Genomic DNA, 21,269 nt, shown 5'->3' on the forward strand with positions numbered 1-21,269 from the left:
GCACCCTCGTGCCGGTTTGGAAGCACTCCCATGTCTGTTGAGACCACCTCCCCCCTCGCCCGGTTCATGTCCCGCCGGGTCCGGATAGCGACCGGTCTGGTCTGCGCCACCGTCGCCGCGGTGGCCCTCTCGGCCGGCGGCGCGAACGCCGACGGCGGTGCGGAGGACCCGCACGGCGACCTGCCCGAGCTGACCGCCGCCGAGCTGGGCCTGCCCGAGGGCCCGGCCCCCATGGCCATGGCGGCGGCTTCCGGTGACAACCGCCCCGACTTCCAGATGCCGTTCAGGTGCGGGGAGACCTGGCAGGGCGCCTCCCGCTCGTACCACAGCCCCACCGCCCACGCGGTCGACTGGACGCACGGCGGGTCCACGCTCAACTCGCCCGTGGTGGCGAGCGCCGGCGGTGTGGCACAGGTGACCGACCTGGGCAACCGCAGCTACGGCAAGTACGTCGTCATCAACCACGGTGGCGGCTGGTCGACGGTCTACGCTCACCTCAACGGCTTCAGCATCTCCAACGGCGCCACCGTCAAGGCCGGCCAGCAGATCGGCGTCGTCGGCAGCACCGGCAACTCCTCCGGCGCCCACCTGCACTACGAGCAGCGCTACCAGGCGGACGACCAGCGCACGGTGTTCAACGGCAGCCCCTTCAGCGGCAGCGGCTCCTGGTCGAAGTCCCTGACCAGCAAGAACTGCGGCACTCCCACCCCGGAGCCCGGCATCCCCGGTCCCGGCGACCCGTCCCCCGGTACGACCGGCATGACCGACCTGGCCGCGGCCGACCTCAACGGCGACGGCGTGGTCGACGTCGCCGCGGTGGAGGCCTCGACCGGCAAGCTGTGGCTCTACAAGGGCGCCCCCAACGGCACCATCGCGTCCGGCGGCAGCCGCGTCCTGATCGGTACGGGCGGCTGGAACGGCATGTCCAACCTGACCGGCGGCGACTTCAACGGCGACGGCAGGGACGACATCGTCGCGGTGGAGGAGTCCACCGGCAAGCTGTGGCTCTACAAGGGCGCCGACAACTCGACGATCGCGTCCGGCGGCAGCCGCGTGCTGATCGGTACGGGCGGCTGGAACAGCATGTCGAACCTGACCGCCCTCAACCTCAACGGCGACAAGATCGCCGACCTGGCGGCCGTGGAGAAGTCCACCGGCAAGCTCTACCTCTACCCGGGTACGTCGAGCGGCCAGCTCGCCTCCCGCAAGCAGATCGGCTCGGGCGGCTGGAACGGCATGTCCAACCTGACCGGCATGGACCTGAACAACAGCGGCCGTCAGGACCTGGTCGCCGTGGAGAAGTCGACGGGCAAGCTCTTCATGTACCCCGGTGACAAGGGCTACCTGAGCCCGCGCATCCAGATCGGCTCGGGCGGCTGGAACGGCATGTCCGACCTGATCGGCGGCGACCTGCTGAACTCGCAGATGTCCGACGACCTGATCGCCGTCCAGAACTCCACCGGCAAGCTCTTCCTCTACCCGGGGACCGGCTCGGGGGGCCTGGGCGCCCGCAAGGAGATCGGCACCGGGGGCTGGTAGTCACCCGGCGTGAAGACGTGAAGACGTGAAGACACGTGAGGCGGACCGTCCCCGCGGGGACGGTCCGCCTCACGGCGTGCGCCGTGCGCAGCGGCTCAGCCGACCAGCGGCCAGGCGCGTACGGTTTCGTAGCGCGGCTGCTCACCCGGCACTCCGCTCACCGGCAGGCTGCTGCGGACCAGGCTGAGCGTGTCCACCTGCCAGGACGTGCCCTCGAAGTCCGCGAGGGCCTCCAGGTAGGGGCGCAGCGGTGTGGGGGCGCCGTGCCCGTGCCCGTGCCGGGGGCCGCGGGTGCGGGCGAGGGTGAGGTGCGGCGTGTACCGGCGGTGCTGCTCCATCGGGATCCCGGCGCGCCGCGCGGCGGCGTCGGCCCGGTCGGCGAGCAGGCGCACGGCGTCGAGCTCGCCGGCGGCGCCGGTCCACAGGGCGCGGTCGCCGAAGTGGCCGCAGCCGTGCAGGCGCAGCGCGAAGGGCGCCGTACGGTGGGCGGCCCGCTCCAGGCGGGCGTGCAGCTCGGGGAGCACGTCGTCGCGCACCTCGCCCATGAAGGCGAGCGTGACGTGCCAGCCCGCCGGCGCGGTCCAGGTCAGCCGGTCGTCGCGCAGCGTGTGCACGGCGGCGGTGAGCTCGGCGACGGCCGCGTCCGGGGGCAGAACGGCGGCGAACAGTCTCATGCGGTGAGCGTAGGCCGTGCGCGCCGCCCCCGCGCGGGTCCGGTCGGGCCCGGCGGGGGTCGGGGGCGGAGCCCCGGGCGGTGGCGGGTCAGGCCACCGTCACCAGTTCGCGGCGTCGGGTGACGGCCGGCACGAAGGCCACCCCGCGGCGGTCGACCCGCAGCCGGAGGTTGCCGACACGGGCCAGGACCACGGCGATGGTCACCGACGCGGCCAGGGAGATGAGAGCGCCCGAGGCCATGCCGACGCGCGCGCCGTAGGTGTCCGTGATCCAGCCCAGCAGCGGGGCGCCCAGCGGAGTGCCGCCGGTGAAGACCATCATGAAGAGGGCCATGACCCGGCCCCGCATCTCGGGGTCGGTGGCCATCTGCACACTGGAGTTGGCGGTGACGTTGACCGTCAGGCCGAAGACGCCGATGGGCACGAGCAGCGCGGCGAAGAGCCGGAAGCCGGGCGCGAAGGCGGCCACGAGGAGCAGTACGGAGAACAGCGCGGCCGCGGCCACGGGCACCCGCAGGCGGGACTGCCCCCGGCGGGCGGCGAGCAGGGCGCCCGCGAGGGAGCCGGCCGCGATCAGGGTGTTGAAGAGTCCGTAGGTGCCCGCGTCGCCGTGGAAGACGTCGCTCACGAACGCCGAGAGCCAGATCGGGAAGTTGAACCCGAAGGTGCCGACGAAGCCGACGAGCACGATCGGCCAGACCAGCTCGGGTCGGCCGGCGACGTAGCGCAGGCCTTCGCGCAGCTGTCCCTTGGCGCGCGGCCGGGGCTCGACGGGGTGCAGCTCCTTCGTCCGCATCATGAGCAGGCCGGCGATGGGCGCGGCGAAGGACAGGCCGTTGAGCAGGAACGCCCAGCCGGACCCGACGGCGGTGATCAGCACACCCGCGATCGCCGGGCCGACCAGCCGCGCGGACTGGAAGTTGGCCGAGTTGAGGCTGACGGCGTTGGCGACCTGGTCCTTGCCGACCATCTCGGAGACGAAGGTCTGCCGGGCCGGGTTGTCCACGACGGTGACCAGGCCGAGGAGCAGGGCCGCGAGGTAGACGTGCCAGACCTGGACGTGGCCGGCGAGGGTGAGTGCGGCGAGTGCGATGCCGGTCAGGCCCATCGCGCTCTGGGTGGCGAGGAGCAGGGGCCGCTTGGGCAGCCGGTCGGCGAGTACGCCTCCGTAGAGGCCGAGGACCAGCATCGGCAGGAACTGCAGGGCGATGGTGATGCCGACGGCGGAGGCGGAACCGGTCAGGGAGAGGACCAGCCAGTCCTGGGCGATCCGCTGCATCCAGGTGCCGGTGTTCGAGACGACCTGGCCGGTGGCGAAGAGCCGGTAGTTGCGGATCCGCAGCGAGCTGAACATCCCCCGGTTCCTGCCCGGGGGTGCCGCGGTGCGCGCGGCGGTGGTGGGGGTGGATATGTGGCCGGGTGCGGAGTCTGCTCCGTTTCCCGTACTCAAAAGCGTTCGCCTCCTGGCGTCGTTCCTTACAGGTGCGCGAGCTTCTCCAGGACGGGTGCGGCCGCGCGCAGCTTGGCCCATTCGTCCTCGGTCAGCTCTGCCGCGAGCCCGGCCAGGAAGGCGTTGCGCTTGCGGCGGCTCTCTTCGAGCATCGCTTCGGCTTCCTCCGTCTGGCGGACCACCTTCTGGCGGCGGTCGTCGGGGTGCGGTTCCAGCGTGACCAGTCCCTTGGCTTCCAGCAACGCGACGATGCGCGTCATGGACGGTGGCTGGACGTGTTCCCGCCGCGCCAGCTCACCGGGGGTGGCCTGGCCGCAGCGGGCGAGGGTGCCGAGGACCGACATTTCGGTCGGGCTCAGCGACTCGTCGACGCGCTGGTGCTTCAGGCGCCGCCCCAGCCGCATGACGGCGGAGCGGAGGTCGTTCACGGCGGCAGCGTCGTCGCCATGGGAGAGGTCAGGCATGTATTTAGAGTAACTCATTACTCTCGCTAAAGAACACCGGGTTTCCGGTCGCGCGCGGGTGCGTGTCAGGTATGCGCCAAGTCACTCGTACGGGTGAGTCGGCGGCCGAAAGCGACCCGCGCGCGCACCCTGTGCCCCGACTCTTTCGGCATGGGGACACATGTGCTGAGCATGCGCATAGACGGGGAGCTCCTCGACAGGCTCCGGATCCATGCCGCCAAACGCGGAATGAGCGTCCAGGACTATGTGGTCCGGACGCTCATTCGCGACGACTTCGACGAGCGCTTCAAGACGGCCGTCGACGAGACGGAGAAGTTCTACGGGCTGACGTGAGCCCGCCCGTGCGCTACCCGTGCGCTAGCCGAGGCCGAGCGCGGGCATCGCGTAGAAGAAGACGAACACCGCCGACACCACGTACATGGCGGGCGGGACCTCGCGGCCCCGGCCGGTCGCCAGGCGCAGCACGCTGAAGGCGATGAACCCGACGCCGATGCCGTTGGTGATCGAGTAGGTGAAGGGCATCATCACCATGGCCAGGAAGGCCGGCACGGCGATGGTGAAGTCGCTCCAGTCGATGTCCTTGATCGATCCCGACAGGATCAGGAAGCCCACCGCGACCAGCGCGGGCGTCGCGGCCTGGGACGGGACCATGGTGGCCAGCGGGGTGAAGAACAGCGCCACGGCGAAGAGGGCGCCCGTCACGACGTTCGCCAGGCCCGTACGGGCACCCTCGCCGACGCCGGCCGTGGACTCCACGAAGCAGGTGGTCGCCGAGGAGGAGCTCGCGCCGCCCGAGGCGACGGCGAGGCCGTCGACGAACAGGACCCGGTTGATGCCGGGGAACTCGCCCGTGCTCTTGTCGATCAGCTTGGCCTCGTCGCCGACGCCCAGGATCGTGCCCATGGCGTCGAAGAAGCAGGACAGCAGCACGGTGAAGACGAACAGGACGCCGGTGAGCAGTCCGACCTTGCCGAAGCCGCCGAACAGGCTGACCTGGCCCACGAGCCCGAAGTCGGGCGCGGCGACCGGGTTGCCGGGCCAGGCCGGGACGGTCAGGCCCCAACCGGAGTCCGGCAGGTCGGTGGCGAGCTGCACGACGACCGCGACCAGGGTCATGGCCACGATCGAGATCAGGATCGCGCCGGGGACCTTGCGGATCAGCAGGGCGAGGGTGAGCAGGGTGCCGACCGCGAAGATCAGGACGGGCCAGCCGTGCAGGTGGCCGTTGCCGCCGAGTTGCAGCGGGACGGTGGTGTGCGCGGCGTCCGGGATGCGGGAGACGAAGCCCGAGTCGACCAGGCCGATCAGCATGATGAACAGGCCGATGCCGATGGCGATGCCCTTGCGCAGGCCCAGCGGGACGGCGTTCATGACGCGCTCGCGCAGTCCGGTGGCCACCAGCAGCATCACCACGAAACCGGCCAGCACCACCATGCCCATCGCATCGGGCCAGCTCATGCGCGGGGCGAGCTGGAGGGCCACGACGGTGTTCACGCCGAGGCCCGCGGCGAGGGCGATGGGGACGTTGCCGACGACGCCCATGAGGAGGGTGGTGAAGGCGGCCGTCAGGACGGTGGCCGTCACGAGCTGGCCGCTGTCCAGCTGGTGGCCGTACATGTCCTTCGCGCTGCCCAGGATGATCGGGTTCAGCACGATGATGTACGCCATGGCGAAGAAGGTGGCGAAACCGCCGCGGACCTCACGGGCCACGGTCGAGCCGCGCTCGGAGATCTTGAAGTGGCGGTCCAGCCCGCCGGAGGGCCCTCGGGGGGAAGACTCCGGAGCGGCGGGTGCGGGGGCGGGGGCCGGGGTGCTCATACGGTCCTCATGGGTGGTTCATACGAAGAAAATGGGCCGCGCCCAAACCGTTTCAGTATGAACACATCAGGGAAGGGCCGTCCATCTCCGCGCGTAGACACTGACCTGCCGGGCGGAGGTCCTGGTCGGACGGGTTCCGGACGGGTCCGGGACGGGTCCCGCTTAAACTGGCCGCATGGCGAAATGGACTGCGAAGCATGAGGCGCCCGAGCCCCTGGAGGGCCCCGTCGTCGCGACGGTCACCGGAGGAACGATCCTCTGGTTCGCCCTCTTCGTGGTCCAGCTGCCGTTCTACGGATGGTTCGCCGACCGCGGTCAGCTGTGGTGGGTCTGGACGTGCGCGGCCGGCGGCTTCCTCGGCCTGATCGGCATCTGGTACGTCCGTGGCCGTGAGGCGGCCCTCCGGCGGCACGCCGATACGCAGGCGGCGGAGGCCGCCCACGCCGCGGGGCCGGCGGGGGCGGCCGGGGCCGCGCAGGCCGGCCGGTCGAACGGGGCCGCGGGAGCCTAGGGCTCCGGGCCCGGCCGCGACCAGCGGACGATTCGGGTCATCCCCAAGTCGTATCTTCGGACTTTTCGGCGGGTGGAGCGTTCGAACCCCGCTTACCGTCGAAACCATGACGCATGGGGCGAGGATCGAGCACGACGGGCCGGAGCCGACCGGTGGTCCCGGCACGGCCATCGACGCGGGGACCGAGCTCGACCCCGTACACCCCGTACGGCCGCCGGCACCCCGCTTCACGCCGGGCGGGCTGACCACGGCCGAGGTCGCCGAGCGGGTGGCCCGCGGAGACGTCAACGACGTCCCCGTCCGCTCCTCGCGCTCCACCACCGACATCGTCCGCGGCAACGTCTTCACCCGGTTCAACGCCATCATCGGCGTCCTGTGGGTGGTCATGCTCTTCGTCGCGCCGATCCAGGACAGCCTCTTCGGCTTCGTGATCATCGCGAACACCGGCATCGGCATCATCCAGGAACTGCGCGCGAAGAAGACCCTCGACTCCCTCGCCGTCATCGGCGAGGCCAGGCCCAGCGTCCGCCGCGACGGCCGGACCGCCGAGATCTCCACTTCCGAGATCGTCCTCGGCGACGTCATCGAACTCGGCCCCGGCGACAAAGTGGTCGTCGACGGCTCCGTCGGCGAATCCGACGGCCTGGAGATCGACGAGTCCCTGCTCACCGGCGAGGCCGACCCCGTTCTGAAGAAGCCCGGCGACCAGGTCATGTCCGGCTCCTTCGTGGTCGCCGGCGGCGGCGCGTTCACCGCCACCAAGGTCGGCCGCGAGGCCTACGCCGCCCAGTTGGCCGAAGAGGCCTCCCGGTTCACGCTCGTCCACTCCGAGCTGCGCTCCGGCATCTCCACCATCCTGAAGTACGTCACCTGGATGATGATCCCGACCTCCATCGGCCTGATCATCAGCCAGCTCGTCGTCAAGGAGAACAACCTCGACGACGCCATCGCCCGGACCGTCGGCGGGATCGTGCCGATGATCCCCGAGGGGCTCGTCCTGCTCACCTCCGTGGCCTTCGCGATCGGCGTCATCCGCCTCGGCCGCAAACAGTGCCTCGTGCAGGAACTGCCGGCCATCGAGGGCCTCGCCCGCGTCGACGTGGTCTGCCTCGACAAGACCGGCACCCTCACCGAGGGCGGCATGGACGTCACCGAGCTCCGCCCGCTCGGCGGCGCGGACCCGGAGCACGTCAAGAAGGTGCTCGGTGCCCTCGGTGAGTCCGACCCCCGCCCCAACGCCAGCCTCCAGGCGATCATCGACGCCTACCCCGACAGCGCCGAGTGGCGGTGCACCGAGTCCCTGCCCTTCTCCTCCGCCCGCAAGTACAGCGGCGCCAGCTTCAGCGAGGGCGACGGCGAGAACAACACCTGGCTGCTCGGCGCCCCCGACGTCCTGCTGCCCGCCGGGGACCCCGCCCTCGACGAGATCAACGACCTCAACGAACAGGGCCTGCGGGTCCTGCTGCTCGCCCGCTCCGCCCGGGAGCTGGACGACGAGGCCGTCGCCACCGGAGTCAGGCCGACCGCGCTGGTCGTCCTGGAGCAGCGGCTGCGCCCCGACGCCGCCGACACGCTGCGCTACTTCGAGGAGCAGGACGTCAAGGCGAAGGTCATCTCCGGCGACAACGCGATCTCCGTCGGCGCCGTCGCCGGCAAGCTGGGCCTGCCCGGAGCCCAGAACACCGTCGACGCCCGCACGCTTCCTGCGGACCAGGCCGAGATGGCAGAGGTCCTGGACGGGAACTCCGTCTTCGGCCGTGTCACCCCGCAGCAGAAGCGGGACATGGTCGGCGCCCTGCAGTCCAGGGGCCACACCGTCGCCATGACCGGCGACGGAGTCAACGACGTGCTCGCCCTCAAGGACGCCGACATCGGCGTCTCCATGGGCTCCGGCTCGGAGGCCACCCGCGCGGTCGCACAGATCGTCCTCCTCAACAACAGCTTCTCCACACTGCCGTCGGTGGTCGCCGAGGGCCGCCGGGTCATCGGCAACATCACGCGCGTGGCCACCCTCTTCCTCACGAAGACGGTCTACTCGGTGCTGCTGGCCATCCTGGTGGTCTGCTCGCAGGTCGAGTACCCCTTCCTGCCGCGGCACCTGACCCTGCTGTCCACCCTCACCATCGGGATCCCGGCCTTCTTCCTGGCGCTGGCCCCGAACAAGGAGCGCGCCAAGCCGCACTTCGTGAAAAGGGTGATGCGCTACGCCATCCCCGGCGGCGTGATCGCGGCGACGGCCACCTTCGTCACCTACCTGATCGCCCGCCACCACTACACGGGCGCCGAAGCCCTCCCCGCGGAGACCAGCGCCGCGACGCTGACGCTGTTCCTGACCTCGATGTGGGTCCTCGCGATCATCGCGCGCCCGTACACCTGGTGGCGTGCGGCCCTGGTGGGTGCGATGGGTACGGCCTTCCTGATCGTCCTGATCGTGCCGTGGCTCCAGGACTTCTTCCAGCTCAAGCTGGTCGGCACCACGATGCCGTGGACCGCGGTGGCGATCGCGGCGGCCGCCGCGGTCCTCATCGAGTTCACCTTCCGCTGGGTGGACCGCAGGTTCCCGGCCTGACCGCTGCGACGGGGCTCAGGCCAGGCCGTCCGCCTGGAGGCCGGCCAGGACGGCCCGGCCCAGGGTGTGGACCGCGGACTGGGGGCGGACCATCACCGTGAACTCCTTGATCCGGCCCGCCCCGTCGAAGTGCAGCATGTCGATGCCGTGGATCTCCTTGCCGTCCACCGTGGCCCGGAAGGGCAGGACGGACGCCGGCGCCTCGGTGCCGTCCGCGCCGGTCTCGGTCGCGCCGTCGAAGCGGCCGACGTAGCGCAGGTCCTCGAAGACGCGCAGCAGGACCCCGAAGAGCCCCAGCACCATCGGCCTGCCCTCGAACGGGCGGAACTTCACCGGGCTGTACAGCCTGATGTCCTCGGTGAACAGGTGCTCCAGCGCGGAGAGGTCACGCTTCTCCACAGCGGCGCGGAAGCGTTCGGCGGTCTCCCTCACGGACTCCACGGACTCCACGGCTCCTCCAGATGCGGATGCGGCTACCACTACTCAAGGAATTGACTACTCAGTTCCGTGAGTATCATGCGGGGGAGCGCGAGGAAAAGGAAGGGGCGGTCGCGATGGCCCTGCGGCATGCCGTACTGGCGGCGCTGCTCGACGGTGAGTTCAGCGGCTACGAACTGGCGAAGTCCTTCGACATCGGCGTCGCGAACTTCTGGCACGCCTCCCCCCAGCAGCTCTACACCGAGCTCGCCAGACTGGAGAAGGAAGGCCTGGTCGAGGGCCGGCAGGTGGTCCAGGAAACCCGGCCCAACAAACGCCTCTTCCGGGTCACCGACGCCGGCCGGACCGCACTGGAGGAGTTCGCGGCCGCCTCGTCCAAGCCCTCGGTCATCCGGGACGACCTCCTGGTCAAGGTGCAGAACGCCGACCGGATCGGCACCCGGCCCGTGATCGCACAACTGGAGGAACGGGCGTCCGCGGCCGACGCCAAGCTCGAACTCCTCGGCAAGGTCCTGCGCAGGATGCGCGGCGACCTGGACGAGGAGGAGTTCCTGCTCCACGGCGAACGCATCGGCGGCTACCTGACCTGCCTGCGCGGCATCGCCTTCGAACAGGGCCACCGCGACTGGTGCCGCCGCAGCGCGGCGATCCTGCGAGAGCGAGAGGGGCGGACCAGCCGTGCCGAGCACTGACTACCGGCGCTACGTCGCCCTGGGCGACAGCCAGACCGAAGGCCTCGGCGACGGCGACGACACCACGGGCCTGCGCGGCTTCGCCGACCGCTTCGCCGGACACCTGGAGGCCGCGCGCCCCGGCCTGCGCTACGCCAACCTCGCCGTACGCGGACGGCTCGCCGGCCAGGTCCGCGCCGAACAGCTCGGCCCCGCGCTGGCCCTGCGGCCCGACATCGCCACCGTCGTCGCGGGTGTCAACGACGTCCTGCGGCCCCGGTTCGACGCGGCGCGGGTCGCGGGCGAGGTCGAGGAGATGTTCGCCGCGCTCACGGCGGCCGGCGCCCACGTGGCCACCGTCACCTTCCCCGACCTGGGCCGGATCGTGCCGATCGCCCGGCCCCTCGCACCCCGCCTGGGCGACCTCAACGACCGCATCCGCGAGGCGGCCGCCCGGCACGGCGTCACCGTCGCCGAGACCGCCCTGCCGGACGCCGTCGCCGACCCGCGGATGTGGACCACGGACCGGCTGCACGCCAGCTCCCTCGGCCACGAGCGCATCGCCGCCGCCCTCGCCCACGCCGTCGGCCTGCCCGGCAGCGATGACAGCTGGGCGCACCCGCTGCCGCCGCGGGCCGCCCCCGCGCCGGGTGCGGCCGTCGCGGCCGAGTTGCGCTGGGCGGCCGCCTTCCTGGGCCCCTGGCTGGGCCGCCGACTGCGCGGCCGCTCCTCCGGCGACGGCCGGAGCGCCAAGCGCCCCGACCTGCTGCCCCTGGCCGCCGCGAGCGCCGGCGAGCGGTGACCCGACCCGCGTCCCAGCCGGGATGCCGGGACGGCCCTCAGTCGAACCAGCGGTCCCGTGCCAGCTCCGCCGTGCGGGACGGGTCCTCCAGAAGCGCGGCCACCTCGAAGCGGCGCGGCCACTGGCCCGCGGACCAGGCCAGGCCCGCCGCCACGCCCTCCAGGGTGGACGCGTGCAGGGTGCCGTCGGGTGTGCGCCGCCAGTCCAGCTCCGTGCCGCCCGCGACCAGCTCCTCGTGCTCGACATACGTCGCGGGCGTCGCCGGGCCGAGCAGCACCCGCACCGCCTCCGGCACCTCGTGCTCCTCGCCCGGCGTCGTCACCTCCGCCGGGACCGTCTCCGACAGCCGGCGCACCTGGAGCAGCTCCGCGAGGTCCGCCGCACGTACCGGGGACACCGGCAGCAGGGGCAGCCCCGCCGCCAGCGGCAGCAGGTCCGGGGCGTCCGCGATCACCGCGTCCGCCGCGTCCACGACGACCACCTCGCCGTCCTCCACCGCCCGCAACTCGTCCGGCAGGGTCACCTGCTCGGGGTCGAGATCGGCCAGCGCGTTGTACAGGCCGTGCACCTGCCGGTCGGTCACCTCCCGGTCGGGGTCGGCGAGCCGGCCCAGCAGCTCCGCCGCACCGCCGGGCTCGTCCAGCAGCGCCGGCACGGACGTCCGTACGCCCAGCGCCCGCAGCACCTGCTCGTCCTCGAAACCGGTGGCGTCCGCCGAGGTGTAGAGGCCCTCCAGCAGCGGGTCACCGCCCGCCGCCCGCAGGCCCGCCGGGCGGCGGCCGTCCAGCACCGGGTGGTCGCGCAGCCACCACGCCGTGTACGGGCGCACCGACTGCGTCGTCCCGTCCGGCAGCAGGATCCGCACCGGCTGGGTCAGCGCGTCCCGCAGCGGCGGCTGCGCCAGCATGGCGAGGGCCTGCGGCCAGCAGCCGTCGTCGACGAGGTCCAGGTCGCGCACGGCCACCAGCTCGGTCGCCACCGGCGGGACGGGCAGGTCCGGCAGCTGGTCCAGCACGTCCTCGCACCACACGTCCACCGCGTCCAGCAGCCCCGCGTCGTCCGGCTCGGCGTAGTCGCCCTCCCGCGGCTCCAGTTCGTCCGGGTCCAGGACCACGTCGGTGGCGCGCACCAGCTGGAAGGAGGCCAGCACCCCGCAGGCGGTCAGCGGGGCCCCGCCCCACCGCTCGGCCAGCTCGGCGTCCACGAACGGGACCTCGTCCGCGCGGATGACCGAGGCCAGGGGCGATCCCGGCAGCAGCAGTTCACCCGCGGGAGTCAGCTCCCCGTCCTCGTCCGGCAGGGCCAGCGCGCCGAGCCACGGCTCGTCGCCGGGCGCCAGTTCCGCGTCGCGGACCAGCCCGAGGACCACCTCGGCGAGCTCGTCGGCGTCCAGGGTGTCGGCGTCCTCGTCCCAGATCTCCCCGGCGTCCAGGGACGCGGCCACCGCGGCCCGCACCTGCGGGGTCGTCAGGACCGCGCGCGCCGTCGCCGGGAGAGAGCCGAGCTTCTCCAACAGCGGGTGCGCCGCCTCCGGGTGGGCCACCTTCAGCCCCAGCCGGGCCAGGTCCGCGGGCGTGTCCGCGTACGGGAGCAGGACGTGCCGCGGCCCGATCGTCGTACGGCCGTCGGCGAGCGGCACGGGCAGCCCCGACAGGCGGTCGGGGTCCACCCCGGCGAGGCTGTCGTACAGCCGGTACCACCACTCGGGGGTCCGCTCGATGCCCGCGATCCGCTCGATGGCATCGCCCAGCGGGAGCCGGCCCACGCCCAGGGTGCGCAGCTCGGCGCGACGCTCCAGGCCGGCCGGCAGCAGCGTCGGCAGGACCTCCGCGAGGACCCGTACGGTCTCGGCGCCCGCGCCCTCCACCACCTCGGCCTCGAACGGGCGCAGGGCGCCCCGCTCCTCGGCGTGCTCGGGCGGCGCGGCCGGTGCGAGGAACGCCGTACGCGGCAGCCGCTCCAGCACGGCGGCGCGCAGGGCGCCGTCCAGCTCGCCCTTGCCGAGCGGGCCGGGCACCAGGTCCACGAGCCCGGTGCCCACCGGATCCCAGGCGCCGAGGAGTTCGGCGTAGGCGTCGGCGGCACGCTGCACGAGGAAGTCGGTCAGCGGCCCCGGTGCGGGGTGGCGGCGACTGGTGTCCAGCGGCAGGGTCGCGATGAGCAGTGCCGGGATGCCCAGCGGCTCGTCGGTGGGCGTCGGGGCGTGCACCACGGGTGCGGTGGTCGGGCGCAGCGGGGCGCCGTCGGCGTCGACGGGCACGGCCCACGACACCGCCCAGGCGGGCCGCAGCCGTTCCTCGACGGGCCGGTCGGCGAGCAGCGCCTTCTCGATGGCGCCGCCGTGGCGGACGGTGCGCCAGCGGTTGGTCCGCGTGCCGGAGCCGGTGGTGTCCTCGACGACGGTGTAGGCGCCCTCGTCGCGGCGGGTGAGGGTGCGCGAGCCGGCCCGGGTCTCCACGACGACCTCGCACAGTCCGGGCAGGGTCAGCAGCAGGGCGTCGTCGATGCCCGCGAGGAGCCGTTCGACGAGGTCCTCCGCGGCGGCGTCGCGCAGCGGCAGGACCACGACGGTGTCGTAGCCCTCGGGGGCGGTGCCCTCGGCGGGCAGCGGGAGGCGCAGCAGCGGCACGTGACCGTCGCGGCGGCGCAGTTCGTCGCCGAGGCCGGGGCTGCCGACGGCGGCCTCGCGGGCCAGTTCGCGGGCCTCGGCGAGGGACCAGCGGACCCCGCCGTGGCGGCCGAGCACGGCCGGCTCGTCGCAGACGGCGAGAACGGCTGCGAAGCCGACGCCGAAACGGCCCACGCTCTCCGCGGCGGGCTCCCGCTTGGCGGAGGCGCGCAGGGTGCTCAGGGACTCCACGCCCGTCGCGTCCAGCGGGGCGCCGGTGTTGGCGACGGCCAGCAGCGCGCGTCCGGCCTCGCCCTCGTGGAGGGTGAGCCGCAACCGGCCGGGCGCCTCGGCGCGGGCCGCGGCGTCGGCGGCGTTCTGGGCCAGCTCGACCACGAGCCGGTCCCGGTAGCCGCCGAGCGCGAGGTCCTCCTCGGCGTTGGCGTCCTCGCGAAACCGGGCCGGGCCCGCTCCCCAGGCGTCGAGCACGCCGCGCCGCAGCCGGGCCGTGCCGAAGGGGTCCGTGCCGCTCTGGGCCGCCGTCACTCGCACGCTCACGCCGCTGCCTCCAAGAATCGCCCAACGAACTCCTGAAGGTATCGCGTGGCGGGCCGCGCCTCGCCCCTGAGGTGGGCGAACCCGCGGCGGGAGCCCCCGGGGACGCCGGAGCCCCCGGGGACGCGGGAGCCCCCGGTGACGGGACGTCACCGGGGGCTCCCGCGGTACCGGACGGACTCCGGTCAGAGCTTCTCGATCACGTAGTCGATGCAGGCCGTCAGCGCCTGGACGTCCGCGGGGTCGATCGCGGGGAACATCGCGATGCGCAGCTGGTTGCGGCCGAGCTTGCGGTACGGCTCGGTGTCCACGATCCCGTTGGCGCGCAGCACCTTCGCGACGGCCGCCGCGTCGATGTCGTCCGAGAAGTCGATCGTGCCGATGACGGCGGAGCGCTTGTCGGCGTCGGTGACGAACGGCGTCGCGTACTTGGACGTCTCCGCCCAGCCGTACAGGTGGCGCGCACTGGCGGCCGTACGGCCCGTGGTGAACTCCAGGCCGCCCTGGCCGTTCATCCACTCCAACTGCTGGTCCAGCAGGAAGAGCGTGGCCAGCGCCGGGGTGTTGTACGTCTGGTTCTTCAGCGAGTTGTCGATCGCCGTCGGCAGGGAGAAGAACTCCGGGATGTGCCGGCCCGACGCGTGCACCCGGGCCGCGCGCTCCAGGGCCGCCGGGGAGAACGCCGCCAGCCACAGGCCGCCGTCGGAGGCGAAGGACTTCTGCGGCGCGAAGTAGTAGACGTCCGTCTCGGTGATGTCCACCGGCAGACCGCCGGCGCCCGAGGTCGCGTCCACCAGAACGAGGGACCCGGCGTCCGCGCCCGCGACCCGCCGGACCGGTGCGGCGACACCCGTGGAGGTCTCGTTGTGGGTGTACGCGTACACGTCCACACCCGCCTCGGCCACCGGCTCGGGGTGCGTGCCCGGCTCGGAGGAGATCACGGACGGCTCGTCCAGCCACGGCGCCAGCTTCGCCGCCTTGGCGAACTTCGAGGAGAACTCGCCGAAGGTCAGGTGCTGGGACTTCCGCTCGATGAGACCGGCGGTCGCGATGTCCCAGAAGGCGGTGGAGCCGCCGTTGCCCAGGATCACCTCGTAGCCCTCGGGGAGGGAGAAGAGGTCCCGGATGCCCTGGCGCACCGATCCGACCAGGTTCTTGACCGGGGCCTGGCGGTGTGAGGTTCCGAGCAGGGAGGTACCGGTGGCGGCGAGGGCGTCCAGCGCCTCGGTCCGCACCTTGGAGGGGCCCGCGCCGAAGCGTCCGTCGGCGGGCTTGATGTCAGCGGGAATCTGGATCTCAGCCACGAGCGGAGCGTATCGGGTCCGGAGCCACGCTTCGGAAGCGCGTCCACCGGATGAGACGCGGCGGGACGGTGGCAGGCTGGGCTCCGTGACGACACCCGGTGAAGTCGAGCGGACCTTGCGGGCGGAGCTGCGCGGGGAGGTGGACTTCAGCGCCGCGGCACGCGCCCTCGTGACCATGGACGCCTCCAACTACCGGCGCGTCCCCCTCGGCGTCGTCGCCCCGCGCGACGCCGACGACGTCGCGGCCGCACTGCGGGTGTGCGCCGACGCGGGCGTGCCCGTCGTCCCGCGGGGCGGCGGCACCTCCATCGCCGGGCAGGCCACCGGCGTCGGCGTGGTCCTCGACCTCACCCGGCACATGAACGCCCTGCTGTCCGTCGACCCGGCCGCCCGCACCGCCGTCGTCCAGCCGGGCCTGGTCCTGGACCGGCTGCGGGACGCGGTGCGCCCGTACGGACTGACCTTCGGGCCCGACCCCTCCACCCACTCCCGCTGCACCCTGGGCGGCATGATCGGCAACAACGCGTGCGGCGCCCACTCCGTGGCCTGGGGAACCACCGCCGACAACGTCACCGAACTCGCCGTGACCGCCTACGGGGGCGTGCCCCACCGCATCGGCACCGGCTGGCAGGGCGCCCCGGACGGCCTGCGGGACCTCGTCGGCGCGCACCTCGGCCTGCTGCGCACCGGCATGCCGCCCGCCTTCTCGCGGAGGATCTCCGGCTACGGCGCCCTCGACGCGCTGCTGCCCGAACGCGGTGTGCGGCTCGCACCGGCCTTCTGCGGCAGCGAAGGCACCCTCGCCGTGGTCACCGAGGCCGTGGTGCGCCTCGTCGAACTGCCGCCTGCGCCCGCCCTGGCCGTCCTCGGGTACTCCGACGAGAGCGCGGCGGCGGACGCGGCCGCCGGGCTGCTCCCGTACCGGCCGCTCACGGTCGAGGGCATGGCCGAGGACCTGGTGGGCGGGGCCGCCGGCCCGGCGGGCCGGCCCGCGGCACTGCCCCGCGGGCGGGCCTGGCTGTTCGTCGAGATGCCGGACGAGGGCGGGGCGCGGGCCGTCGCCCGCGGCGCCGACGCACTGGACGTGCTGGTGGTCACCGACCCGGCCCGGCAGCGGGCCCTGTGGCGGATCCGCGAGGACGCCGCCGGCACCGCGACCAGGACGCCCGACGGGCGGATGGCCTGGCCCGGTTGGGAGGACTGCGCGGTCCCGCCGGCCCGGCTGGGCGCGTACCTGAGGCAGTTCCGGTCCCTGCTGGCCGCCCACGGGCTGCACGGCACCCCGTACGGGCACTTCGGCGAGGGCTGCGTCCACGCGCGCATCGACTTCGACCTCGCCTCCGCGGCCGGCCGGACCCGCTACCGGGCCTTCTCCGAGGAACTCGCCGATCTCGTCGTCGCCCACGGCGGATCCCTCTCGGGCGAACACGGCGACGGGCAGGCGCGTGCCGAACTCCTGCCGAAGATGTACGGCGACGAGGTGATTCGGCTCTTCGGCGCCTACAAGGACGTGTGGGACCCGGCGGGCGGGATGAACCCGGGGATGCTGGTCAGGCCCGCCCGGCTGGACGAGAACCTCCGCTTCGAGGTCCTCCCGGCCACCCCCTTCGCCGCCGAGGTCGCACGGTGCGTCGGCGTCGCCAAGTGCCGGACCGGCGAGCCGGGCGGACCGGGCGTGATGTGCCCCTCCTACCGGGCCACCGGCGAGGAACAGCACTCCACGCGCGGCCGCGCGCGGCTGCTCCACGAGATGCTCGCCGGGGAGGTCGTCACCGGCGGCTGGCGTTCGCCGGAGGTCGCCGAGGCCCTCGACCTGTGCCTGGGGTGCAAGGGCTGCCGCAGCGACTGCCCGGTCGGCGTGGACATGGCCGCGTACAAGTCGGAGTTCCTGCACCACCACTGGGCCGGCCGCATCCGGCCGGCGGCCCACTACACGCTCGGCGGCCTGCCGGGATGGCTGCGCCTGATCCACCGCCTGCGGGCGGCGGGCGCCGTCAACGCGGCCCTGCGCCTGCTGCCGGTGCCCGTGCCGGGCCTGGCCCGCGAACGGGCCCTGCCGGAACTCGCGAAGCGGCCGTTCACCCGGGGCGCGGGTGCGTCCGGTCCCGTGTCCGGGGCGTCCGGGCCCGTGTCCGGGCCGGCCGTCGTCCTGTGGCCCGACACGTTCACGGAGTACCTCGCTCCCGAGGTCGGCCACGCCGCGCTCCGCGTGCTCCGGGCGGCCGGCCTCGACGTGACCGTCCCCCGCGGCGGCGGCCGGATCTGCTGCGGCCTGACCTACCTCTCCACCGGCCGCCTCGACCGGGCCCGCAAGGTCCTGCGCCGCACCCTGGACACCCTCGGCGAGGTCCCCGGACCCGTCACCGTCCTCGAACCGAGCTGCGCCGCGGCCCTGCGCACCGACCTGCCCGCCCTGCTCCCCGCCGACCCGCGCGCGGCCCGCCTGGCGGCCGCCGTACGCACCGTCGCCGAGACCCTGGAGGAGTACGCGCCCGGCTGGCGGCCGCCCCGTCTGGACCGTCCGCTCGTCGGCCAGACCCACTGCCACCAGCACGCCGTCCTCGGGGACGGCGCCGACCGCCGGCTGCGCGAGCGCGCCGGGCTCGCCGGGGAGCCCGCCGGAGGCTGCTGCGGTCTCGCGGGGAACTTCGGCTTCGAGCCGGGACACCACCAGGTGTCGGTGGCCTGTGCGGAGGAGCAGCTCCTGCCGTCGCTGCGCACGGCCCCGCCGGGCGCGCTGGTCCAGGCGGACGGGTTCTCCTGCCGGACCCAGATCGCCGAGCTGGGCGGAGTGCGGGCCCGTCACCTCGTGGAACTCCTCGCGGAAGGGCTGGCGGCCGAAGAGTCCCACGGGCCCGCGGCCGGCACGCGGCCCTAACGGGCATGTAAGGAAAGATAAGCGGCGACACTCCTTACGAGGGCTTAGGCTGGCTGCATGCCCGCACCTTCCGCGTCCCCGACGACCAGCCCCGCCGCCGCACCCTCCGCCGACCCCTCCGCCCCAGGGGTCCGGTCCCGTTTCGGCCCGGTGGCACTGGTGGTCTCGGCGGGTGTCTCGGTCCAGTTCGGTGCCGCCCTCGCCGTCATGATCATGCCGAGGGCGGGTGCTGCGGGCGTGGTCACCCTGCGCCTCGCGGCCGCCGCGATCGTGCTGCTGCTCCTGTGCCGGCCGAAGGTGCGCGGGTACACGCGCTCCGACTGGGGCACCGTGGTCGCGTTCGGCGTGGCGATGGCCGCCATGAACGGCCTCTTCTACCAGGCCATCGACCGGATCCCGCTCGGGCCGGCGGTCACCCTGGAGGTCCTCGGGCCGCTGGCCCTGTCCGTCGTGGTCTCCCGCCGCCTGGTGAACCTGCTGTGGGCCGGCCTCGCCCTCGGCGGAGTGGCCCTGCTGTCCGGCCACGGAGGCGGCGGCCTCGGCTTCGGCTCCCTCGACCCGCTGGGCGCGGCCTTCGCGCTCGGCGCGGGCGCCATGTGGGCCGCGTACATCGTGTTCAGCGCGCGCACCGGCCGCCGGTTCCCGCAGGCGGACGGACTGGCCCTGGCGATGGCCGCCGCCGCCGTCCTCTCGCTGCCGCTGGGCGTCTACGAAGCGGGCTCGGACCTGCTGGTCCCGAGCACCCTCGCACTGGGCGTGGGCGTGGCCGTACTGTCGTCCGTCCTGCCCTACACCCTGGAACTCCTGGCGCTGCGACGGATGCCGGCCCCCACCTTCGCGATCCTGATGAGCCTGGAACCCGCCATCGCCGCCACCGCGGGCTTCCTCGTCCTGAACCAGGCCCTGTCGGCGCTGGACGCCCTTGCCATCGCCCTCGTCATCGCGGCCAGCATGGGCGCGGTCCGCTCCCAGATCGGAAAACAGCCCGCCTGAGGGATGGCCGGCCGCCCGGCCGCCGTCCCCGGAGCCGCCCCCGCGCCCCACTCGTACCGGACCGCCGAGATCCCGTTCCCGCTCCGTCCGGAACCCTGCAACCGGAGGTGTGTTCCGTGCGTCATCTGTGGAGCGTGCGCCCGCCCGGACGGCCGCGGGGGACCGGCTGGGCGGGCGCACGGCATCAGCCGAGGGGGAGGTCCAGGCACGAGGGGGTGGCCTCCGGCGAGGTGAAGGCCAGCGTCGCGCGGGGCAGGTTGGCGTCGGCGTAGAACGGGTCGCGGGCGTCGATCACCAGCATCAGACGGTGGCCGCGCCGCACGTCGTACGCCGTGGCCTGGAGCTCGATGTCCGCGCTGATCAGGCTGTCCGGCGGTGACTGGAGGTCGCTGAACGGAGCGTGGGTGATGAGGTGGGCCGTGCCGTCCGGGCCCGCATCGAAGAGGTACGCGACGAAGGTGGAGCCCGGGTTCGCGGCCCGGTAGGTCACGCGGAGCCGGGGCGTGCCGCGCAGCCGGACGGTCTCCGCGGCCGGTTCGGCCGTCCAGACGGCGGCGACCGTGCGGTCGATCCCCTCGGTCGGGTAGGCCTTCGGGCGGCCGGCCATCTCCGCGTACCCGGACGCGACGACGCTGTCGGCGACGGTCGCCGGGGTGTCCATCCCGCACAGCACGGTCGCCGTCCATCCGGCCACCGTCTCGGGCCCGAGCCCGCCGTCGCCCGCGAGGTAGAGGCGGTGCAGCCGTTCGGTGGCGGAGGGCCAGGTCGGGCGGGGTTCGAGGGTTCTGCTCCACATGACCTCGCCGAGGAACTGCCCCTCGCCGTCGATGCCGTTGTCGATGCCCTTGAGGTGGTGGTCGAACCAGCGGTGGGCGTCGGTCCAGATCCGGTTCGGCAGGCCGAGGACGCCCGCCGTCTCGGGGCCGGAGTGGTCCCCGACGGAGACGGCGAGCCGCTTGGGCCCGGTGAGCTCGTTGAACATCCTGAGGGTCTGGTTGAGCGGGAAGAGGGTCTCGTGCCAGGCGTGCGAGAAGAAGACCGGAACCCGGCGGCGGTTGAGTTCCTTGACGTGGGTGAGGGGCGAGCGGACCTCGGCCCACCGCAGGACGCCCCGGATGTCGCTGCCGGTCAGCAGGTGGTCGAAGGCGCTCCGCGTCTGTGGGCTCAGCCGGGCCTTCGCCGCCGCTTCGAGCAGGGCCCGCACCGCTGCCACGTGCCGGGTGGAGTTCTCGTGGAAGGCCTCGCCGAGGTCGCCCCAGCTGCTGAGTGCGACCACGGCGTCGACCCGGGTGTCGTGCGCGGCGACCAGCTGGCCGATGCCCGAGCCGTACGAGGCCCCGAGGAAGCCGACCTTCGTCACGGGGCCGGTGCTGCGCTCGATCAGGTGGTCCAGGGCGCGGCTGCCGTCGGCCACGTCGAGCGGGCCGGCCACGTCGACCTGTCCCTCGGAGCCGCCGAAGCCGCGGGCCGAGTAGGCGATGACGTCGTAGCCGCGGGCCGCGAACAGCGTGGCCTGCACGGCGTAGACGAGCCAGCCCAGGCTGGTCCAGGGCGAGGGCATGACGATCATCGGGCGGGGCCGGATCCCGGTGTGCCGCCACAGGGCCGCGTCGAGGAGGTCGCCGTCGGCGCCGGTGACCTTGCCGCGGGTGAAGACGCTGCGGGCGCGGGCCTCGGCGACCCCGGCGGCGCGGGCGGGCGGCAGGCCGGTGACGTCGCCGCTCTCCAGCGCGGAGACGAAGGCGCCGAGGGCGGTCGCATCGAGTTCGGGATAGAGGGAGAAGGAGGGTCGGGCGGCTGGGGTCACGTCAGTTCATCCTCTTCGTCGAGTGACACGAACGTGGTCGCCCGCCCGGGCCCGGAGCGGAGCGTTCAGTATCGACGGGACATCCGGTGACGTTTCGCGGGTTTCCGGCTTACGGCCTGAATCGCCCTCCGTGCTCTCCGGCGCGGTCGCGCCGTGAGACCTGCACTCCGTCCCGGTGTGGATCAACT

16 protein-coding genes are annotated in these 21,269 nt (G+C 73.2%); 8 read left to right on the forward strand and 8 right to left on the reverse strand.

Going from position 1 to position 21,269, the window contains the following annotated elements; genetic code table 11:
* Positions 1-30: 30 nt before the first annotated feature.
* Positions 31-1,539: a VCBS repeat domain-containing M23 family metallopeptidase gene (locus tag AW27_RS18810; protein ID WP_052031065.1), complete on the forward strand. Its 1,509-nt coding sequence runs from the start codon at positions 31-33 to the stop codon at positions 1,537-1,539.
* 95 nt (positions 1,540-1,634) lie between these two features.
* Here AW27_RS18810 and thpR read toward each other — a convergent pair whose 3' ends face one another.
* From thpR to AW27_RS18825, 3 genes are all read right to left on the reverse strand, one after another.
* Positions 1,635-2,213: an RNA 2',3'-cyclic phosphodiesterase gene (thpR, locus tag AW27_RS18815; RefSeq protein ID WP_037924809.1), complete on the reverse strand. Its 579-nt coding sequence runs from the start codon at positions 2,211-2,213 to the stop codon at positions 1,635-1,637.
* Positions 2,214-2,301: 88 nt separating this feature from the next.
* Positions 2,302-3,663, reverse strand: a complete 1,362-nt coding sequence (locus AW27_RS18820; RefSeq protein WP_236647729.1) for an MFS transporter — start codon at positions 3,661-3,663, stop codon at positions 2,302-2,304.
* A gap of 26 nt (positions 3,664-3,689) precedes the next feature.
* A complete protein-coding gene (locus tag AW27_RS18825; protein WP_030662370.1) occupies positions 3,690-4,127 on the reverse strand; it encodes a MarR family winged helix-turn-helix transcriptional regulator in 438 nt (145 codons plus the stop codon).
* Between the two features lie 150 nt (positions 4,128-4,277).
* On the opposite strand from AW27_RS18825, the gene AW27_RS18830 reads away from it, so the two are divergent.
* Entirely contained in the window at positions 4,278-4,460 is a 183-nt protein-coding gene (locus tag AW27_RS18830) for a ribbon-helix-helix protein, CopG family (RefSeq protein WP_078556757.1), read from the forward strand.
* Positions 4,461-4,484: 24 nt separating this feature from the next.
* Here AW27_RS18830 and AW27_RS18835 read toward each other — a convergent pair whose 3' ends face one another.
* The gene (locus AW27_RS18835) at positions 4,485-5,945 is read right to left on the reverse strand and encodes an NCS2 family permease (protein WP_037924813.1); all 1,461 of its coding nucleotides are present in this window, start codon (positions 5,943-5,945) and stop codon (positions 4,485-4,487) included.
* 175 nt (positions 5,946-6,120) lie between these two features.
* Between AW27_RS18835 and AW27_RS18840 the strand changes: the two genes are divergently transcribed.
* Together AW27_RS18840 and AW27_RS18845 are read left to right on the forward strand one after the other, a co-directional pair.
* Positions 6,121-6,456 (forward strand): DUF2530 domain-containing protein, encoded by a 336-nt coding sequence (locus AW27_RS18840; RefSeq protein WP_037924816.1) that lies wholly within the window; start codon positions 6,121-6,123, stop codon positions 6,454-6,456.
* A gap of 106 nt (positions 6,457-6,562) precedes the next feature.
* Positions 6,563-9,025, forward strand: a complete 2,463-nt coding sequence (locus AW27_RS18845; RefSeq protein WP_037924818.1) for a cation-translocating P-type ATPase — start codon at positions 6,563-6,565, stop codon at positions 9,023-9,025.
* Between the two features lie 15 nt (positions 9,026-9,040).
* On the opposite strand, the gene AW27_RS18850 is transcribed toward AW27_RS18845, so the two are convergent.
* On the reverse strand, positions 9,041-9,457 hold the full coding sequence (locus AW27_RS18850) for a nuclear transport factor 2 family protein (protein ID WP_037925409.1): 417 nt from the start codon (positions 9,455-9,457) through the stop codon (positions 9,041-9,043).
* Positions 9,458-9,579: 122 nt separating this feature from the next.
* Here AW27_RS18850 and AW27_RS18855 point away from each other — a divergent pair, with 122 nt between their 5' ends.
* Both AW27_RS18855 and AW27_RS18860 read left to right on the forward strand, forming a co-directional pair.
* Positions 9,580-10,155, forward strand: a complete 576-nt coding sequence (locus AW27_RS18855) for a PadR family transcriptional regulator (RefSeq protein WP_037924820.1) — start codon at positions 9,580-9,582, stop codon at positions 10,153-10,155.
* The gene (locus AW27_RS18860; RefSeq protein WP_037924823.1) at positions 10,142-10,936 is read left to right on the forward strand and encodes an SGNH/GDSL hydrolase family protein; all 795 of its coding nucleotides are present in this window, start codon (positions 10,142-10,144) and stop codon (positions 10,934-10,936) included. Before AW27_RS18855 ends, AW27_RS18860 begins: the two co-directional genes overlap by 14 nt.
* A 37-nt stretch (positions 10,937-10,973) precedes the next feature.
* Here the strand turns inward: AW27_RS18860 and AW27_RS18865 are convergent, their stop codons facing one another.
* A complete protein-coding gene (locus AW27_RS18865) occupies positions 10,974-14,102 on the reverse strand; it encodes a sacsin N-terminal ATP-binding-like domain-containing protein (RefSeq protein WP_172671365.1) in 3,129 nt (1,042 codons plus the stop codon).
* A gap of 182 nt (positions 14,103-14,284) precedes the next feature.
* Positions 14,285-15,403, reverse strand: coding sequence for a phosphoserine transaminase (gene serC / locus AW27_RS18870; protein WP_037924827.1), 1,119 nt, complete (start codon positions 15,401-15,403; stop codon positions 14,285-14,287).
* A gap of 85 nt (positions 15,404-15,488) precedes the next feature.
* On the opposite strand from serC, the gene AW27_RS18875 reads away from it, so the two are divergent.
* Both AW27_RS18875 and AW27_RS18880 read left to right on the forward strand, forming a co-directional pair.
* On the forward strand, positions 15,489-18,281 hold the full coding sequence (locus AW27_RS18875) for an FAD-binding and (Fe-S)-binding domain-containing protein (protein WP_236647730.1): 2,793 nt from the start codon (positions 15,489-15,491) through the stop codon (positions 18,279-18,281).
* Positions 18,282-18,338: 57 nt separating this feature from the next.
* Entirely contained in the window at positions 18,339-19,274 is a 936-nt protein-coding gene (locus tag AW27_RS18880; protein ID WP_037924829.1) for an EamA family transporter, read from the forward strand.
* 184 nt (positions 19,275-19,458) lie between these two features.
* Here the strand turns inward: AW27_RS18880 and AW27_RS18885 are convergent, their stop codons facing one another.
* Positions 19,459-21,081 carry a CocE/NonD family hydrolase gene (locus tag AW27_RS18885; RefSeq protein WP_037924831.1) on the reverse strand — a complete coding sequence of 541 codons (1,623 nt, stop codon included), beginning with the start codon at positions 21,079-21,081 and terminating at the stop codon, positions 19,459-19,461.
* Positions 21,082-21,269: the final 188 nt, after the last annotated feature.

Source organism: Streptomyces sp. PCS3-D2, from assembly GCF_000612545.2.
Classification (GTDB): domain Bacteria; phylum Actinomycetota; class Actinomycetes; order Streptomycetales; family Streptomycetaceae; genus Streptomyces.